Annotated in this window: 20 protein-coding genes; 11 read left to right on the top strand and 9 right to left on the bottom strand. The window is 64.3% G+C overall.

Annotation, left to right across the window (positions count from 1 at the left end; genetic code table 11):
- Nucleotides 1-4 precede the first annotated feature (4 nt).
- Nucleotides 5-2,044: a methyl-accepting chemotaxis protein gene (locus tag IVB19_RS01430; protein WP_247820894.1), complete on the bottom strand. Its 2,040-nt coding sequence runs from the start codon at nucleotides 2,042-2,044 to the stop codon at nucleotides 5-7.
- A gap of 356 nt (nucleotides 2,045-2,400) precedes the next feature.
- On the opposite strand from IVB19_RS01430, the gene IVB19_RS01425 reads away from it, so the two are divergent.
- From IVB19_RS01425 to IVB19_RS01410, 4 genes are all read left to right on the top strand, one after another.
- Complete coding sequence (locus IVB19_RS01425; RefSeq protein ID WP_026233199.1) at nucleotides 2,401-2,886, top strand: (2Fe-2S)-binding protein; 486 nt, start codon at nucleotides 2,401-2,403, stop codon at nucleotides 2,884-2,886.
- Between the two features lie 84 nt (nucleotides 2,887-2,970).
- Complete coding sequence (locus tag IVB19_RS01420) at nucleotides 2,971-5,313, top strand: xanthine dehydrogenase family protein molybdopterin-binding subunit (protein WP_018456580.1); 2,343 nt, start codon at nucleotides 2,971-2,973, stop codon at nucleotides 5,311-5,313.
- Between the two features lie 13 nt (nucleotides 5,314-5,326).
- Nucleotides 5,327-6,127 carry an FAD binding domain-containing protein gene (locus tag IVB19_RS01415; protein WP_018456581.1) on the top strand — a complete coding sequence of 267 codons (801 nt, stop codon included), beginning with the start codon at nucleotides 5,327-5,329 and terminating at the stop codon, nucleotides 6,125-6,127.
- A gap of 209 nt (nucleotides 6,128-6,336) precedes the next feature.
- Nucleotides 6,337-7,449, top strand: a complete 1,113-nt coding sequence (locus tag IVB19_RS01410; protein WP_026233200.1) for a CaiB/BaiF CoA transferase family protein — start codon at nucleotides 6,337-6,339, stop codon at nucleotides 7,447-7,449.
- 205 nt (nucleotides 7,450-7,654) lie between these two features.
- On the opposite strand, the gene hppD is transcribed toward IVB19_RS01410, so the two are convergent.
- A complete protein-coding gene (hppD, locus tag IVB19_RS01405; protein WP_247298118.1) occupies nucleotides 7,655-8,770 on the bottom strand; it encodes a 4-hydroxyphenylpyruvate dioxygenase in 1,116 nt (371 codons plus the stop codon).
- 121 nt (nucleotides 8,771-8,891) lie between these two features.
- Here hppD and IVB19_RS01400 point away from each other — a divergent pair, with 121 nt between their 5' ends.
- Together IVB19_RS01400 and IVB19_RS01395 are read left to right on the top strand one after the other, a co-directional pair.
- Nucleotides 8,892-9,371 (top strand): Lrp/AsnC family transcriptional regulator, encoded by a 480-nt coding sequence (locus IVB19_RS01400; protein WP_018456584.1) that lies wholly within the window; start codon nucleotides 8,892-8,894, stop codon nucleotides 9,369-9,371.
- 74 nt (nucleotides 9,372-9,445) lie between these two features.
- Complete coding sequence (locus IVB19_RS01395; RefSeq protein WP_018456585.1) at nucleotides 9,446-9,757, top strand: DUF1272 domain-containing protein; 312 nt, start codon at nucleotides 9,446-9,448, stop codon at nucleotides 9,755-9,757.
- A gap of 131 nt (nucleotides 9,758-9,888) precedes the next feature.
- Here IVB19_RS01395 and fahA read toward each other — a convergent pair whose 3' ends face one another.
- The 5 genes from fahA to IVB19_RS01370 all read right to left on the bottom strand — a co-directional run bounded on the left by fahA (nucleotide 9,889) and on the right by IVB19_RS01370 (nucleotide 15,544).
- Complete coding sequence (gene fahA / locus IVB19_RS01390) at nucleotides 9,889-11,160, bottom strand: fumarylacetoacetase (protein ID WP_026233201.1); 1,272 nt, start codon at nucleotides 11,158-11,160, stop codon at nucleotides 9,889-9,891.
- A gap of 174 nt (nucleotides 11,161-11,334) precedes the next feature.
- Nucleotides 11,335-12,681 (bottom strand): homogentisate 1,2-dioxygenase, encoded by a 1,347-nt coding sequence (gene hmgA / locus IVB19_RS01385; RefSeq protein ID WP_018456587.1) that lies wholly within the window; start codon nucleotides 12,679-12,681, stop codon nucleotides 11,335-11,337.
- Nucleotides 12,678-13,640, bottom strand: coding sequence for an MBL fold metallo-hydrolase (locus tag IVB19_RS01380; RefSeq protein ID WP_018456588.1), 963 nt, complete (start codon nucleotides 13,638-13,640; stop codon nucleotides 12,678-12,680). The genes hmgA and IVB19_RS01380 overlap by 4 nt, the downstream gene beginning before the upstream one ends.
- Before the next feature lie 25 nt (nucleotides 13,641-13,665).
- Nucleotides 13,666-13,890, bottom strand: a complete 225-nt coding sequence (locus IVB19_RS01375; protein WP_018456589.1) for a DUF2783 domain-containing protein — start codon at nucleotides 13,888-13,890, stop codon at nucleotides 13,666-13,668.
- Nucleotides 13,891-13,903: 13 nt separating this feature from the next.
- A complete protein-coding gene (locus IVB19_RS01370; protein ID WP_247298120.1) occupies nucleotides 13,904-15,544 on the bottom strand; it encodes an FAD-dependent oxidoreductase in 1,641 nt (546 codons plus the stop codon).
- 109 nt (nucleotides 15,545-15,653) lie between these two features.
- Between IVB19_RS01370 and IVB19_RS01365 the strand changes: the two genes are divergently transcribed.
- Complete coding sequence (locus IVB19_RS01365; protein WP_018456591.1) at nucleotides 15,654-16,196, top strand: MarR family winged helix-turn-helix transcriptional regulator; 543 nt, start codon at nucleotides 15,654-15,656, stop codon at nucleotides 16,194-16,196.
- On the opposite strand, the gene IVB19_RS01360 is transcribed toward IVB19_RS01365, so the two are convergent.
- Nucleotides 16,197-17,003: an N-acyl homoserine lactonase family protein gene (locus IVB19_RS01360; protein WP_018456592.1), complete on the bottom strand. Its 807-nt coding sequence runs from the start codon at nucleotides 17,001-17,003 to the stop codon at nucleotides 16,197-16,199.
- 382 nt (nucleotides 17,004-17,385) lie between these two features.
- On the opposite strand from IVB19_RS01360, the gene IVB19_RS01355 reads away from it, so the two are divergent.
- From IVB19_RS01355 to IVB19_RS01340, 4 genes are all read left to right on the top strand, one after another.
- A complete protein-coding gene (locus IVB19_RS01355; protein WP_018456593.1) occupies nucleotides 17,386-18,897 on the top strand; it encodes a caspase family protein in 1,512 nt (503 codons plus the stop codon).
- A gap of 145 nt (nucleotides 18,898-19,042) precedes the next feature.
- Entirely contained in the window at nucleotides 19,043-19,714 is a 672-nt protein-coding gene (locus IVB19_RS01350) for an OmpA family protein (protein WP_026233202.1), read from the top strand.
- Between the two features lie 158 nt (nucleotides 19,715-19,872).
- The gene (locus IVB19_RS01345) at nucleotides 19,873-20,802 is read left to right on the top strand and encodes an RND family efflux transporter (protein ID WP_018456595.1); all 930 of its coding nucleotides are present in this window, start codon (nucleotides 19,873-19,875) and stop codon (nucleotides 20,800-20,802) included.
- On the top strand, nucleotides 20,802-23,951 hold the full coding sequence (locus tag IVB19_RS01340; protein ID WP_018456596.1) for an efflux RND transporter permease subunit: 3,150 nt from the start codon (nucleotides 20,802-20,804) through the stop codon (nucleotides 23,949-23,951). Before IVB19_RS01345 ends, IVB19_RS01340 begins: the two co-directional genes overlap by 1 nt.
- Nucleotides 23,952-24,152: 201 nt before the next feature.
- Here the strand turns inward: IVB19_RS01340 and IVB19_RS01335 are convergent, their stop codons facing one another.
- Nucleotides 24,153-24,827 (bottom strand): Crp/Fnr family transcriptional regulator, encoded by a 675-nt coding sequence (locus IVB19_RS01335; protein ID WP_018456597.1) that lies wholly within the window; start codon nucleotides 24,825-24,827, stop codon nucleotides 24,153-24,155.
- Between the last annotated feature and the right edge of the window lie 88 nt (nucleotides 24,828-24,915).

Here is a 24,915-nt window from a genome sequence, read left to right as displayed (position 1 = left end):
GCGCTTACGCCGCCCGGATATTCCCCATGAAGCGGTCGAGCTCGGCGCGCAGACGGGTGCTTTCGGACGACAGCGTCTTGGCCGAATGCAGCACCTCTTCCGAGGCCGAGCCGGTTTCGGCGGCGCCGCGGTTGACCTGGCCGATGTCGGTGGCGGCGGTCTGAGTGCCCTGTGCGACGGTCTGGACGCTGCGCGCGATTTCCTGCGTCGCGGCGCCTTGCTGCTCCACCGCGCTCGCAATCGAGGTCGAGATCGACGAGATCTGGCCGATGGTGGCGCCGATCTCCTTGATCGCCGCAACCGACTCGGCCGTGGCGCCTTGCATGCCCGTGATGTGCGAGGAGATCTCGTCGGTGGCCTTCGCGGTCTGGCTCGCGAGCGACTTCACTTCGCTGGCGACCACTGCAAAGCCGCGGCCGGCTTCGCCGGCGCGTGCCGCCTCGATGGTCGCGTTCAGCGCCAGAAGATTGGTCTGCTCGGCGATCGCCGTGATGAGCTTGACGACTTCGCCGATCTGCTGGGCGGCATGCGAGAGCTTGCCGATGCGATTATCGGTCTCCTTTGCCTGCACCACGGCAGCTTCGGCAATGCGGCTGGAATCGCGGACCTGACGGCCGATCTCCTCGACCGAGGCCGAGAGCTCTTCGGTCGCGGTCGCGACCGACTGCATGTTGCTGGAGGCCTGCTCGGAGACGTCGGCGACCTGGCTCGACAGGCTCTGCGTGGTCTCGGCGGTGCGGGTCAGCGTCGAGGCCGCCGATTCCAGCTGCACGGCGGAAGCCGAGACGTTGGAGACGATGGCACCAACCGCGCTCTCGAAATCATCGGCGAAACGAATCAGCTCGGAACGACGGCTTGCGGCCTGCTCCCTGTTCTGAAGTTCGTTGGCGGCGGCATCGCGCTCGGCCTTGGCCACGGCCTGCACCTTGAATTCTTCGACCGCGCCGGCCATCTCGCCGATCTCGTCCCTGCGGCCGAGGCCCGGCAGCACGACGTCGAAATTGCCCGCGGCAAGCTCGCGCATCGCCTTGCACATCGCGATCATCGGACGCGAAATGCCGGTGCCGAGCAGGAAAGCGAGGACCGCGCCGAGCAGCGTACCGCCGACCGCCAGCATCAGCACCAGTTGCTCGGTCTTCCCGATGGTCGCTTCCGATTCGGACTCCAACCGCTGCTGCTCGGCAACGAGGTCCGCCTTCATGGTGGTGGCACCCTGAAGGATCGCGCTGGCCGAGCCGCTCATCTCGGTGACGAGCTCGTCGATCATCTTGGCGTTGGCGATCAGTTTCTCCAGCGATTCCCGATAGGCACCGAGCAATCCCTTGGCGTCCTTCAGGCCGGCGACGATCTTGTCGTCCATGGAATAGACCGCGTTGAGCGAGTTCTCGACGAATTTCAACCGCGCCAGCGCGCTGGTCGCGATCGCCTGGTCGGACGTCAGCACGAAATTGGTCGCCGCCCCGCTCGCGGTCTGGAATTGGGCGTTGACCTGCTTGGTCCCGAACTCGATCGCCTGCGCCTCGGAATCGGAGGCATTGTTGCCCATGTCGTCGAGCTTGTATTTCAGGAGGTTGGCGTTGCGCATGAGCTGGTTCTGCACCAGCAGCGCGCTGTCACGCTTGGCCTGGAGGACTTTCGCGAAGGTCGCGGAGAAGTTGGAAAACTCCTTGGCGAGCTTGTCCAGACTTTCCTGCCGCGCCGGCTTCTTGGCGCTCTTGACCGCCTGGTCGATGGCGCTCTTCAGGCCGGTCTCCGCGTCCAGCGCCGTCTTGGCGTCGTCCTCCTTGCCGGTGACGACGAAATATCTGACGGCCGAGCGATAGGCGAGCAGCTCCCGGTCGATGTTACGGGCGAGATCGGCCTCGGTGACACTGGTGCGGTAGGACCCGACCCCGGACGAGACCCGCTCGAAGCCAAAATAGGAGAAGGCCATGCTGCCGGCGGAGATCACCAGCACCGCGGCAAAGCCCAGAATGATCTTGGCGCGGAACCTGAGGGTCGGCATTATTGTGCGCTTCGACGACGACGCGATACGCCCGGACATTCCCACCCCCATTTTCATTCAGCCGAGATCCGGTGGCGCCCCGCCCCCTGACCTGGCTGCGCAAAACTAAGGCAGAATCGATAAGGGGCGGTAAATTCGGTGCGTCCGCAGAGCTTCCGGCTCTATCGGCCAAGGCGGACTGCAAAGGCGAGCCGGATAGGGATATAGAGGCTGGCATCCCAGCTGGCGCCCCGGAGCCGCAACCCGATCCGGCCGACTCGCCCCCCAAACCAATGTTGGGCATTCTGGATCAATGACTTTTCCATGACGCGGGCGGCCAAAATCGTAGTTGCAAAGTTCCGGGTCGCTGTCTCTAATTAGAAACAATCAAAATCGATCCCGGGAGGACTTCAACCGTGTCTACAGTCAAACTGACGGTGAACGGCAAGGCCGTTGCTGTCGACGTCGAGGACCGCACGCTGCTGGTTCAGCTGCTGCGCGACCACCTCAACCTCACCGGAACCCATGTCGGCTGCGACACCAGCCAGTGCGGCGCCTGCGTCGTCCATATGGACGGCAAGGCGATCAAATCCTGCACCATGCTGGCAGGACAGGCCGACGGCGCCAGCATCACCACGATCGAAGGCATCGCCAAGGGCGACGAGCTGCACCCGATGCAGGCGGCCTTCCGCGACAATCACGGCCTGCAGTGCGGCTATTGCACGCCGGGCATGATCATGTCGGCGATCGACATCGTGCACCGCTATGGTGGCCAGCTCGACGAGGCCACCGTCCGCCACGAGCTCGAAGGCAATATCTGTCGCTGCACTGGGTACCACAACATCGTCAAAGCCGTGCTGGATGCGGCAGGCCGCATGAAGGTCTCGCAGGCGGCCGAGTAAGCGGCCCGCCTCGAAACAAGAACGATCGCCGCCGCTTTCGAGGGAAAGCGCGGTCAAGACAAATTCCGGTCGGGAGGACCAGACATGGGCGTTGAAGGCATTGGCGCGAGCGTCGTGCGCAAGGAAGACAAGCGTTTCATTACCGGCAAGGGCCGCTACGTCGACGACATCAAATTGCAGGGCATGACCCATGCCCATTTCATCCGCAGCCCGCACGCGCATGCCAAGGTGAAGGGGATCGATCCCGCCGAGGCGCTGAAGATGCCGGGCGTGGTCGCTGTGCTGACCGGTCAGCAAATCGTCGACGACAAGGTCGGCAACCTGATCTGCGGCTGGGCCATCACCTCCAAGGACGGCAGCCCGATGAAGATGGGCGCATGGCCGGCAATGGCGCCGGAGACGGTGCGCTTCGTCGGTCAGGCCGTCGCAGTCGTGATCGCCGAGACCAAGAATCTCGCACGCGACGCGGCCGAAGCCGTGGTCGTGAACTACGAAGAGCTGCCCGCGGTCGCCGACGTCCACGCCGCGATCAAGTCCGGCGCGCCGCAGCTACATCCCGAAGCTCCAGGCAACCAGGTTTATGACTGGGTGATCGGCGACGAAGGCGCCACCGATGCGGCCTTCGCCAAGGCCGCCAACGTGGTGAAGCTCGACGTCACCAACAACCGTCTCGCGCCGAACGCGATGGAGCCGCGCGCGGCAATTGCCGATTACGATTCGGCGGAAGAGCATTTCACGCTCTACACGACGTCGCAGAATCCGCACGTCGCCCGCCTCGTGCTGTCGGCGTTCTACAACATTGCACCCGAGCACAAGCTGCGCGTGATCGCACCCGACGTCGGCGGCGGCTTCGGCTCCAAGATCTTCATCTATCCCGAAGAGATGGTGGCGCTGTGGGCCTCGAAGAAGGTCGGCCGCCCCGTAAAATGGACCGGCGACCGCACCGAAGCCTTCCTCACCGATGCGCATGGCCGCGACCACGTCACCCATGCCGAGATGGCGTTCGACGCCAACAACAAGATCACCGGGTTGAAGGTGAAGACTTACGCCAATTTCGGCGCCTACATGTCGCTGTTCTCGTCGTCGGTGCCGACCTATCTGTACGCGACGCTGCTGTCGGGCCAGTACAACATCCCGGCGATCCATGCCGAGGTGGTCGGGGTCTACACCAACACCACGCCGGTCGACGCCTATCGCGGCGCCGGCCGCCCCGAGGCGAGCTATCTGATCGAACGTCTGATGGAGACGGCGGCGCGGCAGTTGAAGGTCGATCCGGCCGCGCTGCGCCGGACCAACTTCATCACCCAGTTCCCGCACCAGACGCCGGTGATCATGGCTTATGACACCGGCGACTTTAACGCCTCGCTCGACGCCGCGATGAAGGCGATCGACTATGCCGGCTTTGCCGGGCGCAAGGCCAAGGCGAAGGCCGACGGCAAGCTGCGCGGCATCGGCGTGTCCTGCTACATCGAGGCCTGCGGCATCGCGCCGTCGAAGGCCGTCGGCAGCCTGGGCGCCGGCGTCGGTCTGTGGGAGTCCGCCGAAGTCCGCGTCAACCCGGTCGGCACCATCGAGGTCCTGACGGGATCACACAGCCACGGCCAGGGTCACGAGACCACGTTCTGCCAGCTCGTAGCCGAACGCCTCGGCGTTCCCATCAGTCAGGTCTCGATCGTCCATGGCGACACCGACAAGGTGCAGTTCGGCATGGGCACCTATGGCTCGCGCTCGGCCGCCGTCGGCCTCACCGCGATCCTGAAGGCCATGGAGAAGATGGAATCCAAGGCCAAGAAGATCGCCGCGCATGCGCTGGAAGCCTCGGAAGGCGACATCGTCATCGAGAACGGCGAGTTCAAGGTCGCCGGCACCGACAAGGCGATCGCCTTCCCGATGGTCGCACTCGCGGCCTATACCGCGCACAATCTGCCCGACGGGATGGAGCCGGGCCTGAAGGAAAGCGCCTTCTACGATCCGACCAACTTCACCTTCCCGGCCGGCACATATATCTGCGAGCTCGAGGTCGATCCCGGCACCGGCAAGACCTCCTTCGTCAACTTCGTCGCGGCCGACGATTTCGGCCGTTTGATCAACCCGATGATCGTCGAGGGCCAGGTCCATGGCGGTCTTGTGCAAGGCATCGGACAAGCGTTGCTCGAGCACGCGATCTACGACGCCAACGGGCAGCCGGTCACGGCCTCGTTCATGGACTACGCCATGCCGCGCGCCGACGACGTTCCCTCGTTCAACCTCTCCCACACCACGACGCTGTGCCCGGGCAATCCGCTCGGCATCAAGGGTTGCGGTGAGGCCGGTGCGATCGGGGCGTCAGCGGCCGTGATCAATGCGATCACGGATGCGATCGGCAAGAACAATCTGGAAATGCCCGCAACCCCGGACAGGGTGTGGCGCACGATCCACGCGGCTTAAGGGAGGAACGAAGATGTACCAGACCGTTTATCATCGCGCGTCCTCGGTTGACGAAGCCGTCAGCCTGTTCTCCAAGAGCAGCGAAGCCAAGTTCCTCGCCGGCGGCCAGACGCTGCTGCCGGTGATGAAGCAACGCCTCGCCAGTCCGTCCGACGTCATCGACCTCGGCAAGATCAAGGAGCTGCAGGGCGTCGAGCTCTCGGGCGACGTGCTGACCATCAAGGCCGGCACGACCTATTTCGACATCATGCAGAATGCCGACGTGAAGAAGGCGATTCCCGCAATTGCCTATCTCACTTCGGTGCTCGGCGACCCCGCCGTGCGCTATCGCGGCACGATCGGCGGCTCGATCGCCAACAACGATCCCGCCGCGGATTTTCCCGCCGCACTGCTCGCGCTCGGCGCCACCGTGAAGACCAACAGGCGGTCGATTACGGCGGATGACTTTTTCCAGGGCATGTTCACGACCGCGCTGGAGGAGGGCGAGCTCATCACCGCCGTGTCGTTCCCGGTTCCGGCGAAGGCTGGCTACGAAAAGATGCGCCATCCTGCGTCTCGCTTTGCGCTGACCGGCGTGTTCGTCGCGCAGACGAAGTCGGGCGAGGTTCGGGTGGCCGCCACCGGCGCCTCGCAAAGCGGCGTGATGCGGGTCCCGGCCATCGAAACGGCGCTGAAGGCGAACTGGTCACCGTCGGCGATCGACGGCGTGAGCATTTCGGCGAGCAATCTGCTGGCCGACATCCACGGCACGGCGGAGTACCGCGCCAACCTGATCAAGGTGATGGCGCAGCGCGCGGTGGCTGCCGCTCGCTGACCATCGGGCCTTAGCGCCTCGACGCAATTTTCCACGGCGCGCACTTCGGTGCGCGCCGTTTTATTTTAGCCACGCGACATGAAAACCGCTTGCCTCACTGGCGTGAAGGCGAGAAAAGTTAATCGGCCAATTAACTCGCCCCGCAGAGGAACGCCTTGGCGCTTGCCGACCATCGGCAATATGCGCCTTGGATCCGAGGAAACAAACACGTGCTCGATCAATCAGCCCAAAACTCCTCCGTCCGCACCTCCGGCCCGCTGTCGGGCTTCCGCATCGTTGAATTCGCCGGCATTGGACCGGGCCCGTTTGCCTGCATGATGCTGGCCGACATGGGCGCCGAAATCGTCACGCTCGATCGGGTCGGCGCCAGGAAGAACATGAAGTCGGTCGCAGGCCGCGGCCGCAAGGTGGTCGAGCTCGACCTCAAGGACCAGGCGGCGATCGCGGAGGTACTCGATCTGCTTGCGAATGCCGACGCGCTGGTCGAGGGTTTCCGTCCCGGCGTGATGGAGCGGCTCGGTCTCGGGCCTGACGTGGTGCTCGCGCGCAATCCAAAGCTGGTCTACGGCCGCATGACCGGCTGGGGCCAGCAAGGCCCGCTCGCCAATGCCGCCGGCCACGACATCAACTACATCTCCATCACCGGCGCGCTCGCCGCGATCGGCACGAAGGAAGCGCCGGTGCCGCCGCTCAACCTGGTCGGCGATTTCGGCGGCGGCGCGCTCTATCTCGTGGTCGGCGTGCTCGCGGCGCTGCTGGAGGCCTCGCGGTCAGGCAAGGGCCAGGTCGTCGATGCCGCGATGTGCGACGGCGCGGCATCGCTGATGTCGTTCTTCTTCGACATGACCACGCTCGGCCGCTGGACCGAAGGCCGCAACGAGAACTTTCTCGACGGCGGCGCACATTTCTACGGCGTCTACGAATGCGCCTGCGGCCATTTCGTCTCGATCGGCTCGATCGAGCCGCAATTCTACGCGCTGCTGCGCGAGCACGCCGGCCTGACCGACCCCGATTTCGATGCGCAGATGGACCGCAAGGCTTGGCCCGCGCTGAAGGAAAAACTGAAGACGGTGTTCAAGAGCAAGACGCGCGAGGACTGGTGCAAGATTATGGAAGGCACCGACATCTGCTTCGCGCCGGTGCTGACCATGTCGGAAGCGACCGAGCATCCGCACATGGTCGCCCGCAACGTCTTCGTCGAGCGCCACGGCGTGAAGCAGCCGGCGCCGGCGCCGCGCTTTTCGCGGACTCCATCGGCGGTGCGCGAGCCGGAAGTGGCGGAGATCGGCGCGGTGACCAAAGCCTGGAAGGCGGAGCGTTAAGTCCTCCGCTGTCGCATCACACTCCGGGTCGTCCTGGCCTAGTGCGCAATTGCGCACGGGGGCCAAGACCCATAGCCACCAACGCGGTTTGACGAAGACTCGGAGTTACCAGTTCGCCCAATGACCGCTCCCTGGGGTAATTGGTCCTGGCTTTCGCCAGGACGACGGCGGCACTTAATGCCACCGCGTTCCAGACAACGGCCGCCTACGCCGCATCCACCTTCAGCACCCCGCGCCGGATCTGGTCCTCCTCGATCGATTCGAACAGCGCCTTGAAATTGCCTTCGCCGAAACCGTCGTCGCCCTTGCGCTGGATGAACTCGAAGAAGATCGGGCCGATCGCGTTGGCCGAGAAGATCTGCAGCAGCACCTTGGTCTGGCCGCCGTCGACCACGCCTTCGCCGTCGATCAGGATGCCGTTCTTCTGCAGCCGCGCGATGTCCTCGCCATGCTTCGGCAACCGCGCGTCGATCCGCTCGAAATAGGTCGCGGGCGGCGCTGGCATGAAGGGCAGACCGGCCTCGCGCAAGTCCTCGATGGTGCGGTAGATGTCGCGGCAGCCGCAGGCGATGTGCTGGATGCCCTCGCCGCGATAGATATTGAGATATTCCTCGATCTGCCCGGAATCGCCGGCGTCCTCGTTGATCGGAATCCGGATCTTGCCGTCGGGGCTGGTCAGCGCGCGCGAGAACAGGCCCGAGGCGCGGCCCTCGATGTCGAAGAAGCGGATCTGGCGGAAATTGAAGAGCTTCTCGTAGAAGCCCGTCCACACGTCCATGCGGCCGCGGTGGACGTTGTGGGTGAGGTGATCGAGATAGAACAGGCCGGCGCCGGCAGGACGCGGATCGCGCGCACCCAGCCATTCGAACTCGCTGTCATAGGCCGATCCCTTGGCGCCATAGCGATCAGCGAAATAGAGCAGGCTGCCGCCGATGCCCTTGATCGCGGGGACGTCGAGCGTCTTCTGCGCGGAGGACGCATCGGCAGGTTCGGCACCGAGCGAAATCGCGCGGTCATAGGCCTTCTTCGCATCGACGACGCGAAACGCCATCGACGGCGCACAGCGGCCGTGCGCGGCGACGAAATCGTGACCCTGGGTGCCGGGCTCCTCGTTGACGAGGTAATTGATGTCGCCCTGGCGATAAACCGTGATCTTCTTCGTTCTGTGCCGCGCGACGGGCACATAGCCCATCAGCTTGAACAAGGCGTGCAGCTCTTGCGGATTGGGATGCGCATATTCGACGAACTCGAACCCGTCGGTGCCCATCGGATTCTCGGCGCTGATCGTGGCCGGCGGTGCATCGTGCGGAAACGGACCCATGGTGTTCTCCCAAATTGCTGCTGAGAGGAACTATCCTTCATGGGACGCGCAAGGGGCGTGCAAATGAGACGGCTTTTGATTAACATATGCACAGTTTGTGCATGAAGTGGGTGAAACGCGCATGACTTTGGTGGATGCCTTCGACCTCAAGATCCTGGGCGCGCTCCAGGACGACGGCCGTCTCACCAACCAGGAGCTCGCCGACCTCGCCGGGCTCTCGGCCTCGCAATGCTCGCGGCGACGGATGCGGCTGGAAGAGGAGAAGGTCATTGCGGGCTATCATGCCGATCTCTCCAGCGAGGCGCTCGGCTTCGGCGTGGTCGCCTTCATCCAGGTGACGCTGGCGACCCACTCGCCGGACAATTCCAAGCGGTTTCGGACTCTGGTCAACCGCATCGACGAGATCCAGGAGGCCTACTCGCTGACAGGCGACGCCGACTACGTGCTCAAGGCCGTGCTGCACGACCTCAAGGGCCTCTCCAACCTCGTCAACGACGTGCTGATGCCGCACCAGAGCGTCGCGCATGTGCGCTCCTCGATCGTGCTCGACAGGCTGAAGGAAAGCACGCGTCTGCCGCTGAAGGAAATCAAGCCCGGCTGAAATCGAGGGAAATCCGGCATTCGCGCTGCGCGCGCGATCTGCGATGATCCCGGCCAATCTGCGGAGATTGAGCCATGGCCCTCCAGCTTCGACCGAACTGCGAATATTGCGACCGCGATCTGCCCCCGAACGCAACCGATGCGCGGATCTGTTCCTATGAATGCACGTTCTGTGCGGACTGCGTGGAGACGAAACTCTCCAACGTCTGCCCGAACTGCGGCGGCGGTTTTGCGCCGCGCCCGATCAGGCCCACGCAGGAATGGCGACCGGGCGTGTGCACGACCAACCAGGCGCCGTCGGACAAGCGGGTGCATCTGAAGTACAGTCTGGAGGACGTCGCGACGCATTGCGCGCGGTTACGTGAGGTGCCGCCGGAGAAGCGGTAGACTCTCACCATGTCATTGCGAGGAGCCCTTGCGACGAAGCAATAGACTGCCACTGCGGAAAGACTCTGGATTGCTTCGCTACGCTCGCAATGACGGAGAATGTGGATAGAGGTCGCATCGCTTCCCAGCAATCACTCCGCCGGCAAAATCGTCCCCTCGACCTCGCCAAAACCAACGCGATAGCCTTCGCCCTGGCACCAGCCGCGCATGACGAGGCTGTCGCCGTCTTCCAGGAACGACCGCTTGGCGCCGCCGGGCAATTCGATCGGCTCGGTGCCGTTCCAGCTGATCTCCAGCAGGCTGCCGCGCTGGTTCTTCTCCGGACCGGAAATGGTGCCGCTGCCGAGGAGATCGCCGACATTCATGGCGCAGCCGGAGGAGGCGTGGTGCATCAGCTGCTGCACCGACGACCAGTACATGTATTTGAAATTGGTGCGGCTGATGCCGGCGGGCGCGTTGGCTCCGGCGGCGCGCAAGGAGACGTCGAGTTCGAGATCGTAGTTCTGCGGCTTGCCCTGCTTGAGGTAGTCGAGCGGCACCGGCTCCTGCTGCGGCCCGTTGAGGCGGAATGGCTCCAGCGCCTCGCGCGTCACCACCCACGGACTGATCGAGGTCGCGAACGCCTTGGCGAGGAACGGCCCGAGCGGCACATATTCCCATTGCTGGATATCGCGCGCGCTCCAGTCGTTGAGCAGCACGAAGCCGAAGATCATCTCCTCGGCTTGCGGCTCCGTGAGCATGCCGCCCATTGGCGACGGCTGGCCGACCACCACGCCCATCTCCAGCTCGAAATCGAGCCGCTTGCACGGTCCGAAGCTCGGCGCCTCCACATTCGGCGGCTTGAGCTGCCCGCGCGGGCGCTTCACCTTCGTGCCGGAGACCACGACAGTCGAGGCACGGCCGTTGTAAGCGATCGGCATATGCAGCCAATTCGGCTGCAGTGCATTGTCCTTGCCACGGAACATGACGCCGACATTGGTGGCGTGTTCTTTCGACGAATAGAAATCGGTGTAGCCGGAGACCGCAAACGGCAGATGCAATCTTGCGTCGCGTATCGGCACCAAGGCCTGCTTGCGCAACTCCTCGTTGTCGCGCAGCTCGGGATGATCGGCGCGCAGGAGTTCGCTGATCCGCGCCCGCGTCTTCGTCCAGACCTTTGGCCCCAAGGCCATGAAAGCATTGAGCGACGGCGTCGAGAACACGCCGAGCGGCCCCACGTCGAGCCGCGAGTCCTGCTCAAGCTCCCAGAGATCGAGCACATAGTCGCCGATCGCCACGCCGACGCGCGGCGTCGGATTGGCCGCGGTCGAGAACACACCATAAGGCAGGTTCTGGATCGGAAAATCGGAGGCGGGATCGACGCCGATGAAGGAGCGGAGGCTGGGGTCGTTGGGATGGGGCATCACTTGGCTCGGTCTTTCCCTTCTCCCCTTGTGGGAGAAGGTGGCGCGAAGCGCCGGATGAGGGGTATCTGTCCGCGAGTCCGAAGGAGAGGTTCACGCGCGGATAGAACCCCTCACCCGTCTCGCCGCTATGCGGCGAGCCACCCTCTCCCACAAGGGGAGAGGGTAAGAAGCTTACGGCTTGCTCGGATCGAACCGCTTCGCGAGGCCCTTCCAGCAATCCGCGTAGTCATGCTGCAACGTCGCGGAATTCGCGGCGTGCGCGGTGACGCGCTGCGCGTAGCGGGTCTCGAACATGAAGGCCATGGTGCCGGTCAGCTTGACCGGCTTCAGCTCGCCGTTGCTGGCGTGCTCGAAGGCATCGCGATCGGGGCCGTGCGGCAGCATGCAATTGTGCAAACTCATGCCGCCCGGCACAAAACCTTGCGGCTTGGCGTCGTACACGCCGTAGATCAGGCCCATGAACTCGCTCATGATGTTCATGTGATACCACGGCGGGCGGAAGGTGTTGTCGGCGACCATCCAGCGCTCGGGGAAGATCACGAAGTCGATATTCGCCGTGCCCGCGGTCTCCGACGGCGAGGTCAGCACGGTGAAGATCGAGGGATCGGGATGATCGAAGCCGATCGCGCCGACCGGCGAGAAGGTGCGCAGATCATATTTATACGGCGCATAATTGCCGTGCCAGGCGACGACGTCGATCGGCGAGTGGGGCAACTGCGTCCTGAACAACGATCCGCCCCATTTCACGTAAAGCTCGGTCGGTGTGTCCTTGTCCTCGTAGTGCGCGACCGGCGTCAGGAAGTCGCGGGCATTGGCGAGGCAGTTGGCGCCGATCGGTCCGCGCTCCGGCAGCGTGAAGGCGCCGCCGTAGTTTTCGCAGAGATAGCCACGCGCCGGTCCGCTCGGAATCTCCACCCGGAACTTGACGCCGCGCGGGATCACCACGATCTCGCCGGGCTCGGCGTCGATGCGGCCGAACTCCGTGACGATGCGAAGATTGCCCTGCTGCAGCACGAACATCAGCTCGCCGTCGGCATTGTAGAAGTGCTGGTCCACCATCGATTTGGTGATGAGATAGACGTGGGCGGCCATGCCGGCCTGGGTGTTGACGTCACCGGCGGTGGTCATGGTCTGCACGCCCTGAAGGAAGGTCATGTCCTCCTTCGGGATCGGCGCCGGATCCCAGCGCAATTGCGCGATCGGCAGGTCGTTTTCGTGGCACGGTGCCGAACGCCACAGGCCGCCGTCGACCTTCTCGAAACGACCCGAGTGTTTCACCGACGGGCGAATGCGATAGAGCCATGAGCGCTCGTTGCTGCCGCGCGGCGCCGTGAAGGGCGAGCCGGAGAGCTGCTCGGCATAGAGGCCGTAGGCACAGCGCTGCGGCGAGTTGCGTCCGATCGGCAGCGCGCCCGGCAGCGCTTCGGTCTCGAAACTGTTGCCGAAGCCGGACATGTAGCCCGGCGTGACCTGGGCCGTGCTGCGAATGATCTGATCGGGCGAGGTGTTGATGTTCATGATGATCCTCCTCCTTGCAGGGCGGCCCACATCTCCTGGTCGCGCTTGTCGGTCCAGATCACGGGGTCGTCGATCCCCGACGCCTCGTCATAGGCGCGAGATACGTTGAACGGCAGACAGTGCTCGTAGATGGCGAAGCTCGAAAATTTCGGATCCATGACCTCGCGCGTCGCGGCCATCGATTCCTTCAGCGTGCGGCCCTTGGCGACCGAGATTTCGGCGGCGCCGTAGAGCGAGGTGACGAAGTCGCGCGTCATCGCGATGGCTTCGCGCACCGTGGCGACACCCTTCAACGCATCGCCGCGGCCCGGCGCGATCGCCTTGGGATTGAAGTTGCGGATCTCGTTCAGCGTCAGCGGCCATTCGCGCAGGTGTGCGTCGCCACAATAGCAGGCCGAGTGGTATTCGATCAGGTCACCGGAGAACATCACCTCGGCATCCGGCACCCAGGCGACGATGTCGCCCGAGGTATGGCCGGCGCCAAGCTGCATCAGGCGTACCTCGCGCTTGCCGAGATAGATCGACATCTCGCCTTCGAAGGTCAGCGTCGGCCAGGTCAGGCCGGGTATGCTCGATGCGTCCTGAAACAGGCGCGGGAAGCGGCCGTACTCGGAATCCCAATCCTGCTGGCCACGCTCCTCGATGAGGCGATAGGTCTCCTGCGAGGCGACGATGCCCTGCGCCTTGTAGGCGGAGGCGCCGAGCACGCGCACGGCGTGATAATGCGACAGCACGACATATTTGATCGGTTTGTCGGTGACGGCACGGACGCGCTCGATCACCTTGTTGGCCATCGCCGGCGTCGATTGCGCGTCGAACACCAGGCAGCCGTCGTCGCCGACGATGATCGCGGTGTTCGGATCGCCCTCCGCGGTGAAGGCGTAGAGATCGGTGCCAATCTCGGAGAAGGTGATCTTCTTCTCGGAGAGGTCGCCGGTGGATGCGAAGTTCTTCGCCATCAATTCATCCTTCAAGTCTTTGGGGCTATTGTTGTTGCTGTTGCTGCTGCTGGCCGTCGATCATGCGCCGCTTGGCGAGGAGAATCGCCTCCCGCAGCACGACGATATCGCCGATATGGTTGGCGAGGATCAGCACCAGCGCCGCGTCGAAGTCCGCGCTCTGCTCGTCGGTGAAGCCACGATGCGCCTCCACAATGGCGCGAAAGGCGTCGTCGGGTCGCGCGAAGTTGGAGCTGGTGGAGAGCGGCATGCGAATCCTCAATTCAAGCAAATTCTTGATTCAAGCCCTGCGCCCGTGACAGCGCTGCCGCGACGCCAGCGCGCGTGGGGTGGCGGAAGCGCGCCGCAACGTAACCGTCCGGCCTTAATAGGTAGGCTGAGCCTGGTTCCGCATCATAGCGCTTTGCAGTGAGCCCTGCCGGATCTGCGAGCCCGTCCTCACCGCCGATGCAGATGTCCTTCACACCAACAGGCGCATCGATCGCCGCGCCGTTGCCGAACGACAGCAAGGTGAAGTCTGTTCCACCCTTGCGGAATGCATCCGTCAAATAGGCTTGCTCGCCCGCGCGCGTCGTAACGGGAGCATCGAGCATCGAACAACCCGGGAGCGGGCCACCGCGCCACGCATCCGCATCCGGCGATGAGAGCGGCGAGTCATAGCTGCACGGCACCGAGAGCCGCCCGCCATTGACCATGCGCTTGCCGAATTCCGTTTCCTTGGCCAGCGACAGCACCGCCTTGCGCAGCCGCGCTTCCTGATGCGAGTTCGGCGCCATGAAATCGGTCGAGCGGGTGGATTCGCGGATGTTCTCGTCGGCCGCCAGACTGCGCTCGACGTGATAGCTCTCGAGCAGGCTCGCGGGTGAGGCGCCGCGCAGCACGCGGTCGAGCTTCCAGGAGAGATTCTCGGCGTCCTCGAGTCCCGAATTGGCGCCGCGCGCGCCGAAGGGCGAGACCTGGTGCGCGGAATCGCCTGCAAAGATCACGCGGCCATGGACGAAGCGATCCATCCGCCGGCACTGGAATTTGTAAAGCGAGATCCACTCGAACTCGAACTTGTCGTGGCCGAGCATGCGCGCAATCCGCGGCCGCACGTTCTCGGGCTTCTTCTCGACGACGGGGTCGGCATAGCGATTGAGCTGAAGGTCGATGCGCCAGACATCGTCGGGCTGTCGGTGCAGCAGCGCCGAACGTCCCGCATGAAACGGCGGATCGAACCAGAACCAGCGCTCGGTCGGGAATTCCGCGGTCATCTTGACATCGGCGATCAGGAACTGGTCCTCGAACACCTGTCCGGCGAAGTCGGCGCCCACCATCTGCCGCAGCGACGAGCGCGCGCCGTCGCAGGCGACGACATATTGCGCGTGCAGGCGATAGGCGCCCTCCGGCGTCTCGATCGTCAGCGCGACGGAAGCGTTGCGGCTCTCCAGCGCCGTCACCTTGTTGCGCCAGCGCAGATTGATCTCGGGCAGCTCGCTGATGCGGTCGACCAGATAGGCTTCGGCGTAATATTGCTGGAGATTGATGAAGGCCGGCCGCTTGTGACCGTCCTCCGGCAGTAGATTGAACTGGTAGAGCTGCTGCTCGCCGTGGAAGATGCGGCCGACGCTCCAGACCACGCCCTTGTCGACCATGCGGTCGCCGACGCCGAGCCGGTCCCAATATTCCAGCGAGCGTTTCGAGAAGCAGATCGCGCGGGAGCCCTCTCCGATGCGGTCGGCGTCATCCAGAAGAACGACGCGCTGGCCGCGTTGGGCAAGGTCGATCGCAAGCGACAGCCCGACCGGGCCAGCGCCCACGATCACCACGGGATGCTCGGCCGAGCTCTGGCCGGGACGATCCTGATCGGGGTGGCGGCGATAGCCGAACTGGGTTTTGGCCTGATGCGTATTGGCCTTCGCCATGCGCTAACCTCGGCTCTGGTCAGGAGAGGCCTGATCTGCTAATAGTCTCACGTGCAACTATTTTGGACCGGAGCCGGCCGGCCGTCAACTGGAATTCGGAGCGCTCTCCTTGGCGAGGACATCCAGCGACATCGCGCTGAAGACACGCGAGGCCGATGAGGCTTCACCGCGGCCAAAAACACGGCTCGACCTGTTCAGGTTCGTGCCGTTCCGCCTCAACCGGCTCGCCGCGGAGGTGAGTTCCGCACTCGCCGTCGAATATCAGGAGCGTCACGGCCTCGACATCCCCGCCTGGCGCGTGATCGCGACGCTCGGCTTCCGCAACGATGCCTGCAGCGCGCAGTACGTCGCGCAATGCACCCGCACGCACAAATCCACGATCAGCCGCGCGGTGACCATGTTGCTGCATCAGGGTTTGATCGAGCGCGTCGAGAACGAAGCCGACCGCCGCGAATTCCGTCTGCGACTGACCAGGAAAGGCCGCACGCTCTACGAGGAGCTGTTTCCGCAATTGCTGCGGCGGGAAGACGAGATCCTCGCCTGCCTCACCGCGCAGGAGCGCAAACAGCTATCGACGCTGCTCGGCAAGATCGAACAGAGCCTCGATTTGATCCAGACCAGCGAAGAGGCCGACGCCAAGCAGGCGTATTGATCACTTCGCAAATGATCGCGACGGCGGCAAATGCAGCGCCCAGACATCGACCTTGTCGCTGGCGCGCGGATAGATCTCCGTCACGATCGGATCATGGCCGGGAATGAACCGGTCAGGATGGCCGGCGAGGCGCTCGATGGTCTCCCAGCCAACCGCCATGTCGCCGACATTGTAGACGATCGGGAATGGGCTTCTGCGCTGGAGATTGGCGTAATAATGCGCGGCATCGGACGCCAGCACCACCGGTCCGCGCGCGGTCTCGACTCTGACCACCTGCAAGCCGTCGGAATGGCCGCCGACGCGGTGCAAGGTGACGCCGGGCGCGACCTCGCCGTCGCCGGAATAGAAATTGACGCGCTCGCCATAGACATGGCGGACCATCTGGGTGACGTGCTCGACCGAGAACGGATGTCGCAGCAGTCCGTTGCACATGCAGCGCCCCGTCGCGTAGGCCATCTCGCGCTCCTGGAGATGGAAGCGGGCGTTCGGGAAGCGGTCGAGATTGCCGGCATGGTCGTAATGCAGATGCGTCACGATGATGTCGCGAATGCTCGCTGCCGCGACACCAAAGCGCTCCAGCGCGTCGACCGGATTGAGCGTCAGCTTGCGCGCCCGCGCGGACGCTTCCTCGGCATTGAAGCCGGTATCGACCAGGATGTCGCGGCCGTTGCCGCGGATCAGCCAGACGAAATAGTCGAGATCCTGCGCCGCGCTGTCATGCGGGTCGGGCGCGAGGAAGTTCATGTGGGGCGTGCGCGGCGACATCGTCGCGTAGCGCAGTGCGTAGATTTCGGAGGCGTTTCCCATAGTTTGATCTTGCTCTTTTTGTGGATGCACCTTCAGGGGCGATCGACCGCACCAAGCCATCGTCCACCGCAAAGGTCAAACACCGCAGGTTGAAGGAGGCCCGTCCGCAATGTGAGACCAATCACATTGTTGTCGCCATGGCTGCCCTAATTTGCAGCCGCAATGACAACCAGCATGACAACCAGAATGCATCGCGTGCAATCATGACCGCCCGTTTATTCCCCCGCAACATGCCCATGCGTCGCGGTCAATTGTCGCGATAGCGCCGAATCCGCAAGCGGTTGACGCCCCCCTCCCCCGGTTTGATAATGCACATTGCGTAAGTTAAGGTCGCCGCGGCGCAAGCTGGAAACGGCGCCTTTTTGGCTGGATCGCGCTAATTATGAAAATTCGCCTGCTTTTCGTTCTATCCTTGCTCGTGTCGCTCATCCCGACCGCTCCGTCACTTGCGGCCGGCGATCGCTTTGCGCTGGTCATCGGCAATGCCAAATATCCGGACGCCGACGCTCCCCTGAAGGAACCGCTCAACGACGCGCGCGACGTCGCCGACGAGCTCAAGCGCGACGGCTTTTCCGTCGAGATCGGTGAGAACCTGACCGGCGACGGCATGCGCCGCGCCTTCGACAAGCTCTACGGCAAGATCAAGCCGGGGTCGGTGGCACTGGTGTTCTTCAGCGGCTTCGGCATCCAGTCCGCGCGGCAGAGCTATTTGCTGCCGATCGATGCGCAGATCTGGACCGAATCCGACGTGCGGCGCGACGGCATCAGCCTCGAAACCGTGCTCGGCGAGCTCAACACCCGCGGCGCCGGCGTCAAGATCGCGCTGGTCGATGCCTCCAGGCGCAACCCGTTCGAGCGCCGGTTCCGCAGCTTCTCGGCCGGCCTCACGCCCGTCATCGCGCCGAACGGCACGCTGGTGATGTATTCGGCGGCACTGGCCTCGGTGGTCTCGGACGCCGGCGGCGAGCACAGCCTGTTCGTCCAGGAACTCCTCAAGGAAATCCGCGTCCCCGACCTGATGGCCGAGGAGACGCTGAACCGCACCAAGATGGGCGTCACCCGCGCCTCCCGGGGCGAGCAGGTGCCGTGGATATCCTCGTCGCTGGCCGAGGATTTCTCCTTCATTCCAGGGGCCGGCGGGTCGCGCCCGACCACCACGCCGCCACCTGCGCCTCCCCCGCCGCCGGTCGTCGCCAACAACCCGCCGCCGACTCCACCCGCACCTTCACCGCCTCCGCCGCCGAAACCGGCCGAGACGGTGGCTGCGCCCGCTCCGTCACCGAAGCCGCAGGTCGAGGCTGCCTTGCCGCCGGCACCGCCGCCGCCTCCGCCTGTGATTCCGGCCGATCCCGCCACCGCTCCGACCATGGAGAGCGGGCCGAGTGCGGCCGCCCTGGCCGAGGACCCCACCATCAAGGGGCTGACCGCCAAGATCGCGGCCAATCCGGATGACGTGAACGCGCTTTACCGGCGCGGTCAGGTCTATGCCAGCAAGGGCGCCTACAGCCTGGCCATCAAGGATTTTGACGAGACGCTCCGGATCAACCCGAAGGACGTCGAGGCGCTGAACAATCGCTGCTGGACCCGCACCGTGGTCGGCGACCTCCAGGGCGCGCTGAAGGATTGCAACGAGGCCCTGCGGCTGCGACCGAACTTCGTCGACGCGCTGGACAGCCGGGGGCTCGTCAATCTGAAATCGGGGGCGGTCAAGAACGCCATCGCCGATTTCGAGGCCGCCCTGAGGATCAATCCGCGCTTGACCTCCTCGCTGTTCGGACGCGGGATCGCCAAGCAGCGCAACGGCTCGGCCCAAGAGGGCGCGCTCGACATCGCCAATGCCAAGGCGATGGACCCGAACATTGTTCAGGAATTCGCAAGCTACGGAGTGCGTTGATATTTTTTTGAATCGGGGCCGATGTGCCTCGAACCCGCGACGGCCCGGCGAAGACTAATCGAACGGATGCCGCAGGCCGTCCTTTCGGGAGGCTTATTGCAGGATTTTCGAACCGCACCAGCTGGCTGCGCAGGAGGGACTGGCTATGAGATTGGCTGCAAAGGGACTTACCGCAATCCTGTCCATCATCACCGTCGGCGCCGCGCTGTCGCTGACGATCCCGCTGGCATTCGCAGCCGACGACGGCAACAGCAAGAACGTCACCGAGGACGAGATCGTCCGCGCGCTGGCGCCGCCGCCGAAGAAGCCGCTGACCCGCGGCCTCTCGATCGCTCCGCAGGCCGATCCCGCACCGAGTGCCACGGAGACCAAGCTGATCCAGTCCGTGCGCGGCCGCTCGACACGGTCGCTGTCGTCGACCGAGCGTGAAGAAATCGCGTCGGCGGCCAAGGACAAGCCGAACATCGATCTGGAAATCACGTTCGACTACAACTCGGCCAATATCAGCGCCAAATCGCTTGCCTCGGTCCAGGCGCTCGGCCGCGCGCTGACCAGCCCCGACCTGAAAGGCTCGACCTTCGTGGTCGCCGGCCATACTGACGCCGCCGGAAGCGAGAGCTATAATCAGGATCTGTCGGAGCGCCGCGCGGATTCGATCAAGCGCTATTTGGTCGACAAATACAGCATCTCCGCGACCGACCTCGTCACGGTCGGCTACGGCAAGAGCAAGCTGAAGGACCCGGCCCAGCCGATGGCGGAAGTCAATCGTCGCGTGCAGGTCGTCAACATGGAAAACAAGACTACCGCATCGAAGTGACCACGACGTAATCCTTTGAAGTGACAAGTCGTGATGTGGTGTAAAGTCTCGCTCCCAGCGCGCGTCCCGCAGCCTTGCGGGACGCTGCTTTATTTCAGGGAAACGCTCTCCATGGGCCGCGCGCGGATGGCCGTGAGCCAGGCCAGGACGATCCGGCAATGAACCTCTCCCAATATCTCAAGCCAGCCGGAACGGTGATCTTCGTCGTCGCGCTCGGCGTCGGCTATTATCTGTTCGAGCACCGGCACCGCGCCGAGCCCAAGGAAACGCCGAGCGAGGCGCTGGTCATCGTGACCAAGTCGACCAATGCCTGCTTCTCCGACCTGGTCCGGGTGACCGGCTTCTTCGTGCCGCGCCGCGAAGCCGTGGTCGTCGCCGACCAGGAGGGATCCAGGGTCACCGACCTCTTCGTCACCGAAGGCACCCTCGTCACCGACAATCAGGAGCTGGCGCGCCTGACCGCACCGCCCCAGATTCCGGGCCAGCCGCCGCGGCCCGGCCCGCAAGGTCCGGTCTCGCTGAAGGCCTCTGCGCCGGGCCTCGTCACCGAGGTCCGCACCATCGTCGGCGCGCCGGCCTCGCCGCAGGCCGGCCCGATGTTCCGTATCGCCGTCAACAACGAGATCGAACTGGACGCGCAGGTGCCCGCGGTGCACATGGCCAAGCTCAGCTCCGGCGCGACCGTGCGCATCAGCCGCGACGACGCGCCCGATTTGATCGGGCGGGTCAGGCTAGTCGCGCCCGAAATCGATCGCGCCACCCAGCTCGGCCGCGTGCGCATCAGCGTCACCAACAATCCCTCGCTGAAAGTCGGCGTGTTCGCCCGCGCCTCGATCGACGCCAAGCGAAGCTGCGGCGTCGCGGTTCCCAAGACCGCGATCGACCATCTCACCGTGCAGGTCGTCAAGAGCAACATTGTCGAGACGCGCAAGGTACGGGTCGGGCTGTCTTCGGACAGCGCGACGGAAATCCTGGAAGGCCTCAATGTCGGCGAGATCGTCGTCGCCGACGCCGGCTCTTCGCTGCATGACGGCGACCAGATCAAGACCATGTTCGCTGATGAACTCGATCGCACGCGGGTACGCTGATGGCTCTCAATATCTCGGCATGGTCGATCCGCAATCCGCTGCCGTCGGTCGTATTTTCCATCATCCTCCTGATCCTCGGCTGGGTGTCCTTCACCAAGCTCGCGGTGACGCGGCTACCCTCGGCCGACATTCCCGTGATCTCGGTCGCGGTATCGCAGTTCGGCGCGGCACCCGCCGAGCTCGAATCCCAGGTCACCAAGACGGTTGAAGACGCCGTCTCCGGTGTCGAAGGGGTCAGGCACATCACCTCGCAGATCACCGACGGCCTGTCGGTGACGACAATCCAGTTCGCGCTGGAAACCAACACCGACCGCGCGCTCAACGACGTCAAGGACGCGGTGACGCGCGTGCGCTCGAACCTGCCGCAGAACGTCACCGAGCCGCTGATCCAGCGCGTCGATGTCATCGGCCTGCCGATCGTCACCTATGCCGCGATCTCGCCCGGCAAGACGCCGGAGCAGCTCTCCTATTTCGTCGACGACGTGGTCAAGCGCGCGCTGCAAGGCGTGCGCGGCGTCGCCCAGGTCGAGCGCATCGGCGGTGTCGAGCGCGAGATCCTGGTCTCGCTCGATCCCGACCGCCTGCAGTCGATGGGGCTGACGGCCGTCAACGTCAGCCAGAGCCTGCGCGGCACCAATGTCGACGTCGCCGGCGGCCGCGCCGAGATCGGCAAGAACGACCAGGCGATCCGCACCCTCGCCGGCGCCAAGACGCTGAGCGATCTCGCCGGCACCATGATTCCGCTGTTCGGCGGCGGCGAGGTCCGGCTCGACGATCTCGGCACCGTCACCGACACCATCGCAGACCGCCGTACCTTCGCCCGCTTCAACGGCGAGCCGATCGTCGCGCTCGGCATCAAGCGCTCCAAGGGTGCCAGCGACGTGAAGGTCGCCGAGGCCGTGCAGAAGCGCATCGACACGCTCAAGGCCACTTATCCCGACGTCGACCTGAAGGTGATCGACACCTCGGTCGAATATACCAATGGCAATTACCACGCGGCGATCTCGACCCTGTTCGAAGGCGCCATCCTCGCCGTCGTCATCGTGCTGTTGTTCCTGCGCGACCTGCGCGCCACCATCATCGCCGCGATCTCGCTGCCGTTGTCGATCTTCCCGGCATTCTGGGCGATGGACCTGCTCGGCTTCTCGCTCAACCTCGTCAGCTTCCTCGCCATCACGCTGTCGACGGGTATTCTGGTCGACGACGCCATCGTCGAGATCGAGAACATCGTCAGGCACATGAACATGGGCAAGTCGCCCTATCGTGCCGCCCTGGAAGCCGCCGACGAGATCGGCCTCGCGGTGATCGCGATCTCGCTGACGATCATCGCAATCTTCGCGCCCGCGAGCTTCATGTCGGGCATCGCCGGACAGTTCTTCAAGCAGTTCGGCATCACCGTCTCGGTACAGGTGTTCTTCTCGCTGCTCGCGGCGCGCTTCGTCACGCCGGTGCTCGCCGCCTACTTCCTCAAACATAGCAATCACCAAGAGCCGCCGCCCGGCCGCGTGCTGCGGTCCTATCACAGGCTCGTGGCCTGGTCGGTGAAGCACTATTTCATTACGGTGCTGGTCGGCTTCGGCGTCTTCGCCGCCTCGATCTGGAGCATTACGCTGCTGCCGCAGGGTTTCCTGCCGGCGCAGGACAGCTCGCGCTCGTTGGTTGCGCTCGAGCTGCCGCCGGGCACGCAGCTCGCCTACACCGAAAAAGTCACCGAAGACATCGTGGCGCGCCTGCGCAAGCGGCCCGAGGTGAAGAGCATCTTCGTCGACGGCGGCCGCGTTCCACCGGGGACCCAGGAAGTCCGGCGCGCCGCCTTGATCATCAATTACACGCCCAAGGACAGCCGCGACATCACCCAGCGCGAGCTCGAATTCTCGATCAGCCAGGAGCTGGAGAACATTCCAGACATCCGCTTCTGGTTCCTCGACGAGAACGGCCTGCGCGCCATCTCGCTGGTCGTGACCGGCGCAGACGCCAACATCGTCAACAACGTCGCCAGCGAACTCGCGACGCAGATGAAGCGGATTCCCACCATCTCCAACGTGATCTCGGAAACCACGCTGGAGCGGCCCGAGCTGCGCGTCGAACCGCGCGCCGATCTCGCCGCACGGCTCGGCGTCTCGACCGAAAGCCTATCGCAGACCATCCGCGTCGCCACCATCGGCGACGTCGGCCCCGCGCTTGCCAAGTTCGACGTTGGCGACCGTCTGGTGCCGATCCGAGTGCAGCTCGAGGATGCCGCGCGCGGCAATCTGAAGACGCTCGAACAGTTGCGCGTGCCGCTCGGCGAGCACGGCGAGAAGGGCGGCGTGCCGCTGTCCGTCATCGCCGACGTCAAGCTCGACCAGGGTCCGACCAGCATCAACCGTTACGATCGCGAGCGACAGGCGACCGTCGCGGCCGATCTCGTCGGCTCCGCCGCGCTCGGCGACGCCACCAAGAAGATCTACGATCTGCCGGTCATGAAGAGCCGACCGAAGGGCGTGAAGGTCTCCCCCTCCGGCGACGCCGAAAGCCTGAACGAACTGTCCGAAGGCTTTGCCACCGCGATCACGGCGGGCCTGATGATGGTCTACGCCGTTCTGGTGCTGCTGTTCGGCACCTTCCTGCAGCCGATCACCATTCTGTTCTCGCTGCCGCTCTCGATCGGCGGCGCGATCGCGGCCCTGCTGATCACCGGCAAGCAGCTCACGACACCGGTGTGGATCGGCATCCTGATGCTGATGGGTATCGTCACCAAGAACGCGATCATGCTGGTGGAATTCGCCATCGAATCCATTCACGCCGGCACACCGCGCGAAGAAGCCATGATCGACGCAGGCATGAAACGCGCTCGCCCGATCGTGATGACCACGATCGCGATGGCCGCGGGCATGATGCCCAGCGCGCTCGCGGTCGGCGCGGGCGGCGAGTTCCGCTCGCCGATGGCGCTCGCGGTGATCGGTGGCCTGATCTTCTCGACCATCCTGTCGCTGGTGTTCGTGCCCGCGATGTTCATGGTGATGGACGATCTCGGCGCCCTGATCTGGCGCTTCGCCAAGCGGCTGGTCGTGCACAGCGAAGATGCGGAGGGCGCAAGTCATCACGGAGCTGCGCCGGCCGAAGCGAGGCCGCGGCCGAAGAACATCGTGCACCCTGCGGCGGAGTAGATGTGCACCAGCGTCAAGCACACGAGGCAGTTCAGCGAGCGCCATCCGAGAACCCGACATAGCGGAGGATCGTCTTCGCTACCAGGCATTCAGACGTACCGGTCGTGCTGTGCCGATCGAGGTCGTTAAAGCGTGGGTCGCGAGTTGAGACTCTTCTGACGAACTCCTTCGCCCCGATAGCGACCCAGCCTAACGGCCCCCCTACTCGTTGCGCGCGATCGCCGTCAGCTTGGTCATGTTCCGCAGCAGGATGCGGCCGCGCTGGAGATCGAGGATCGCTTCCTTGCGCCAGGCCTGAAGCTGGCGGTTGACGCTCTCGCGGGCGGCGCCGACGAAGACGCCGAGTTGCTCCTGCGAGATGTGCACCTCCGAGCCGAAATCGGCGGCGAGCGCGCAGAGGCGCCGCGCGAGGCGAACCGGCAGCGGCTGGAGCATGGACTCTTCCATGCGCTCGCTCTGCCAGCGGATGCGCTGGCAGAGCAGCGCGATGATCTTGATCCCGACTTTCGGCTCGCGTTCGAGGAAGGCGAGAAAGTCTTCGCGCCGCAGCACGAACAGCTCGCTGGCTTCGCCCGCGGTGGCGTCCGCAGTGCGGCTCTGGCCATCCAGCACCGCAACCTCGCCGAACAGGTCGCCGGGCCCCATGAAGTTCAGCGTCAGGCGGCTGCCGTCGGAGGCGCCGGTCTCGATACGGACCTGGCCTCGGCGCACGCCGAACAGCGCATCGCCTGGGTCGCCCTTCTGGAACAGCACCTCGCCATTCCCCAGATGCTGGGTGTGGCAGAGATTCGCCAGCCGCTGGAGTTCGTCTGCGCCGAGATCGGCGAACATCGCATTCATCTTGAGGATGACCGCAAATTCGGCCTGCTTGCTCATTTCAATATCCTTGTGAATTTCGTTGGCAAATCGCTTGGAACCATCAACATCAAGATCGCGTAAAACCGCGCCCGGGAAGTGTGCCATA

It is taken from the genome of Bradyrhizobium sp. 187, from assembly GCF_023101005.1.
Lineage (GTDB): Bacteria > Pseudomonadota > Alphaproteobacteria > Rhizobiales > Xanthobacteraceae > Bradyrhizobium > Bradyrhizobium canariense_D.
This window is presented reverse-complemented; position numbering and strand designations above follow the sequence as displayed.

What these genes read in the sequence shown, in the direction of transcription:
- IVB19_RS01335 (WP_018456597.1), bottom strand. Translation starts at nt 24,827, where the DNA reads ATGAGCAAGCAGGCCGAATTTGCGGTCATCCTCAAGATGAATGCGATG.
- hmgA (WP_018456587.1), bottom strand. Translation starts at nt 12,681, where the DNA reads ATGAACATCAACACCTCGCCCGATCAGATCATTCGCAGCACGGCCCAG.
- IVB19_RS01395 (WP_018456585.1), top strand. Translation starts at nt 9,446, where the DNA reads ATGGCCCTCCAGCTTCGACCGAACTGCGAATATTGCGACCGCGATCTG.
- hppD (WP_247298118.1), bottom strand. Translation starts at nt 8,770, where the DNA reads ATGGGTCCGTTTCCGCACGATGCACCGCCGGCCACGATCAGCGCCGAG.
- IVB19_RS01430 (WP_247820894.1), bottom strand. Translation starts at nt 2,044, where the DNA reads ATGTCCGGGCGTATCGCGTCGTCGTCGAAGCGCACAATAATGCCGACC.
- IVB19_RS01415 (WP_018456581.1), top strand. Translation starts at nt 5,327, where the DNA reads ATGTACCAGACCGTTTATCATCGCGCGTCCTCGGTTGACGAAGCCGTC.
- IVB19_RS01420 (WP_018456580.1), top strand. Translation starts at nt 2,971, where the DNA reads ATGGGCGTTGAAGGCATTGGCGCGAGCGTCGTGCGCAAGGAAGACAAG.
- IVB19_RS01400 (WP_018456584.1), top strand. Translation starts at nt 8,892, where the DNA reads ATGACTTTGGTGGATGCCTTCGACCTCAAGATCCTGGGCGCGCTCCAG.
- fahA (WP_026233201.1), bottom strand. Translation starts at nt 11,160, where the DNA reads ATGCCCCATCCCAACGACCCCAGCCTCCGCTCCTTCATCGGCGTCGAT.
- IVB19_RS01350 (WP_026233202.1), top strand. Translation starts at nt 19,043, where the DNA reads ATGAGATTGGCTGCAAAGGGACTTACCGCAATCCTGTCCATCATCACC.
- IVB19_RS01345 (WP_018456595.1), top strand. Translation starts at nt 19,873, where the DNA reads ATGAACCTCTCCCAATATCTCAAGCCAGCCGGAACGGTGATCTTCGTC.
- IVB19_RS01380 (WP_018456588.1), bottom strand. Translation starts at nt 13,640, where the DNA reads ATGGCGAAGAACTTCGCATCCACCGGCGACCTCTCCGAGAAGAAGATC.
- IVB19_RS01340 (WP_018456596.1), top strand. Translation starts at nt 20,802, where the DNA reads ATGGCTCTCAATATCTCGGCATGGTCGATCCGCAATCCGCTGCCGTCG.
- IVB19_RS01370 (WP_247298120.1), bottom strand. Translation starts at nt 15,544, where the DNA reads ATGGCGAAGGCCAATACGCATCAGGCCAAAACCCAGTTCGGCTATCGC.
- IVB19_RS01360 (WP_018456592.1), bottom strand. Translation starts at nt 17,003, where the DNA reads ATGGGAAACGCCTCCGAAATCTACGCACTGCGCTACGCGACGATGTCG.
- IVB19_RS01355 (WP_018456593.1), top strand. Translation starts at nt 17,386, where the DNA reads ATGAAAATTCGCCTGCTTTTCGTTCTATCCTTGCTCGTGTCGCTCATC.
- IVB19_RS01375 (WP_018456589.1), bottom strand. Translation starts at nt 13,890, where the DNA reads ATGCCGCTCTCCACCAGCTCCAACTTCGCGCGACCCGACGACGCCTTT.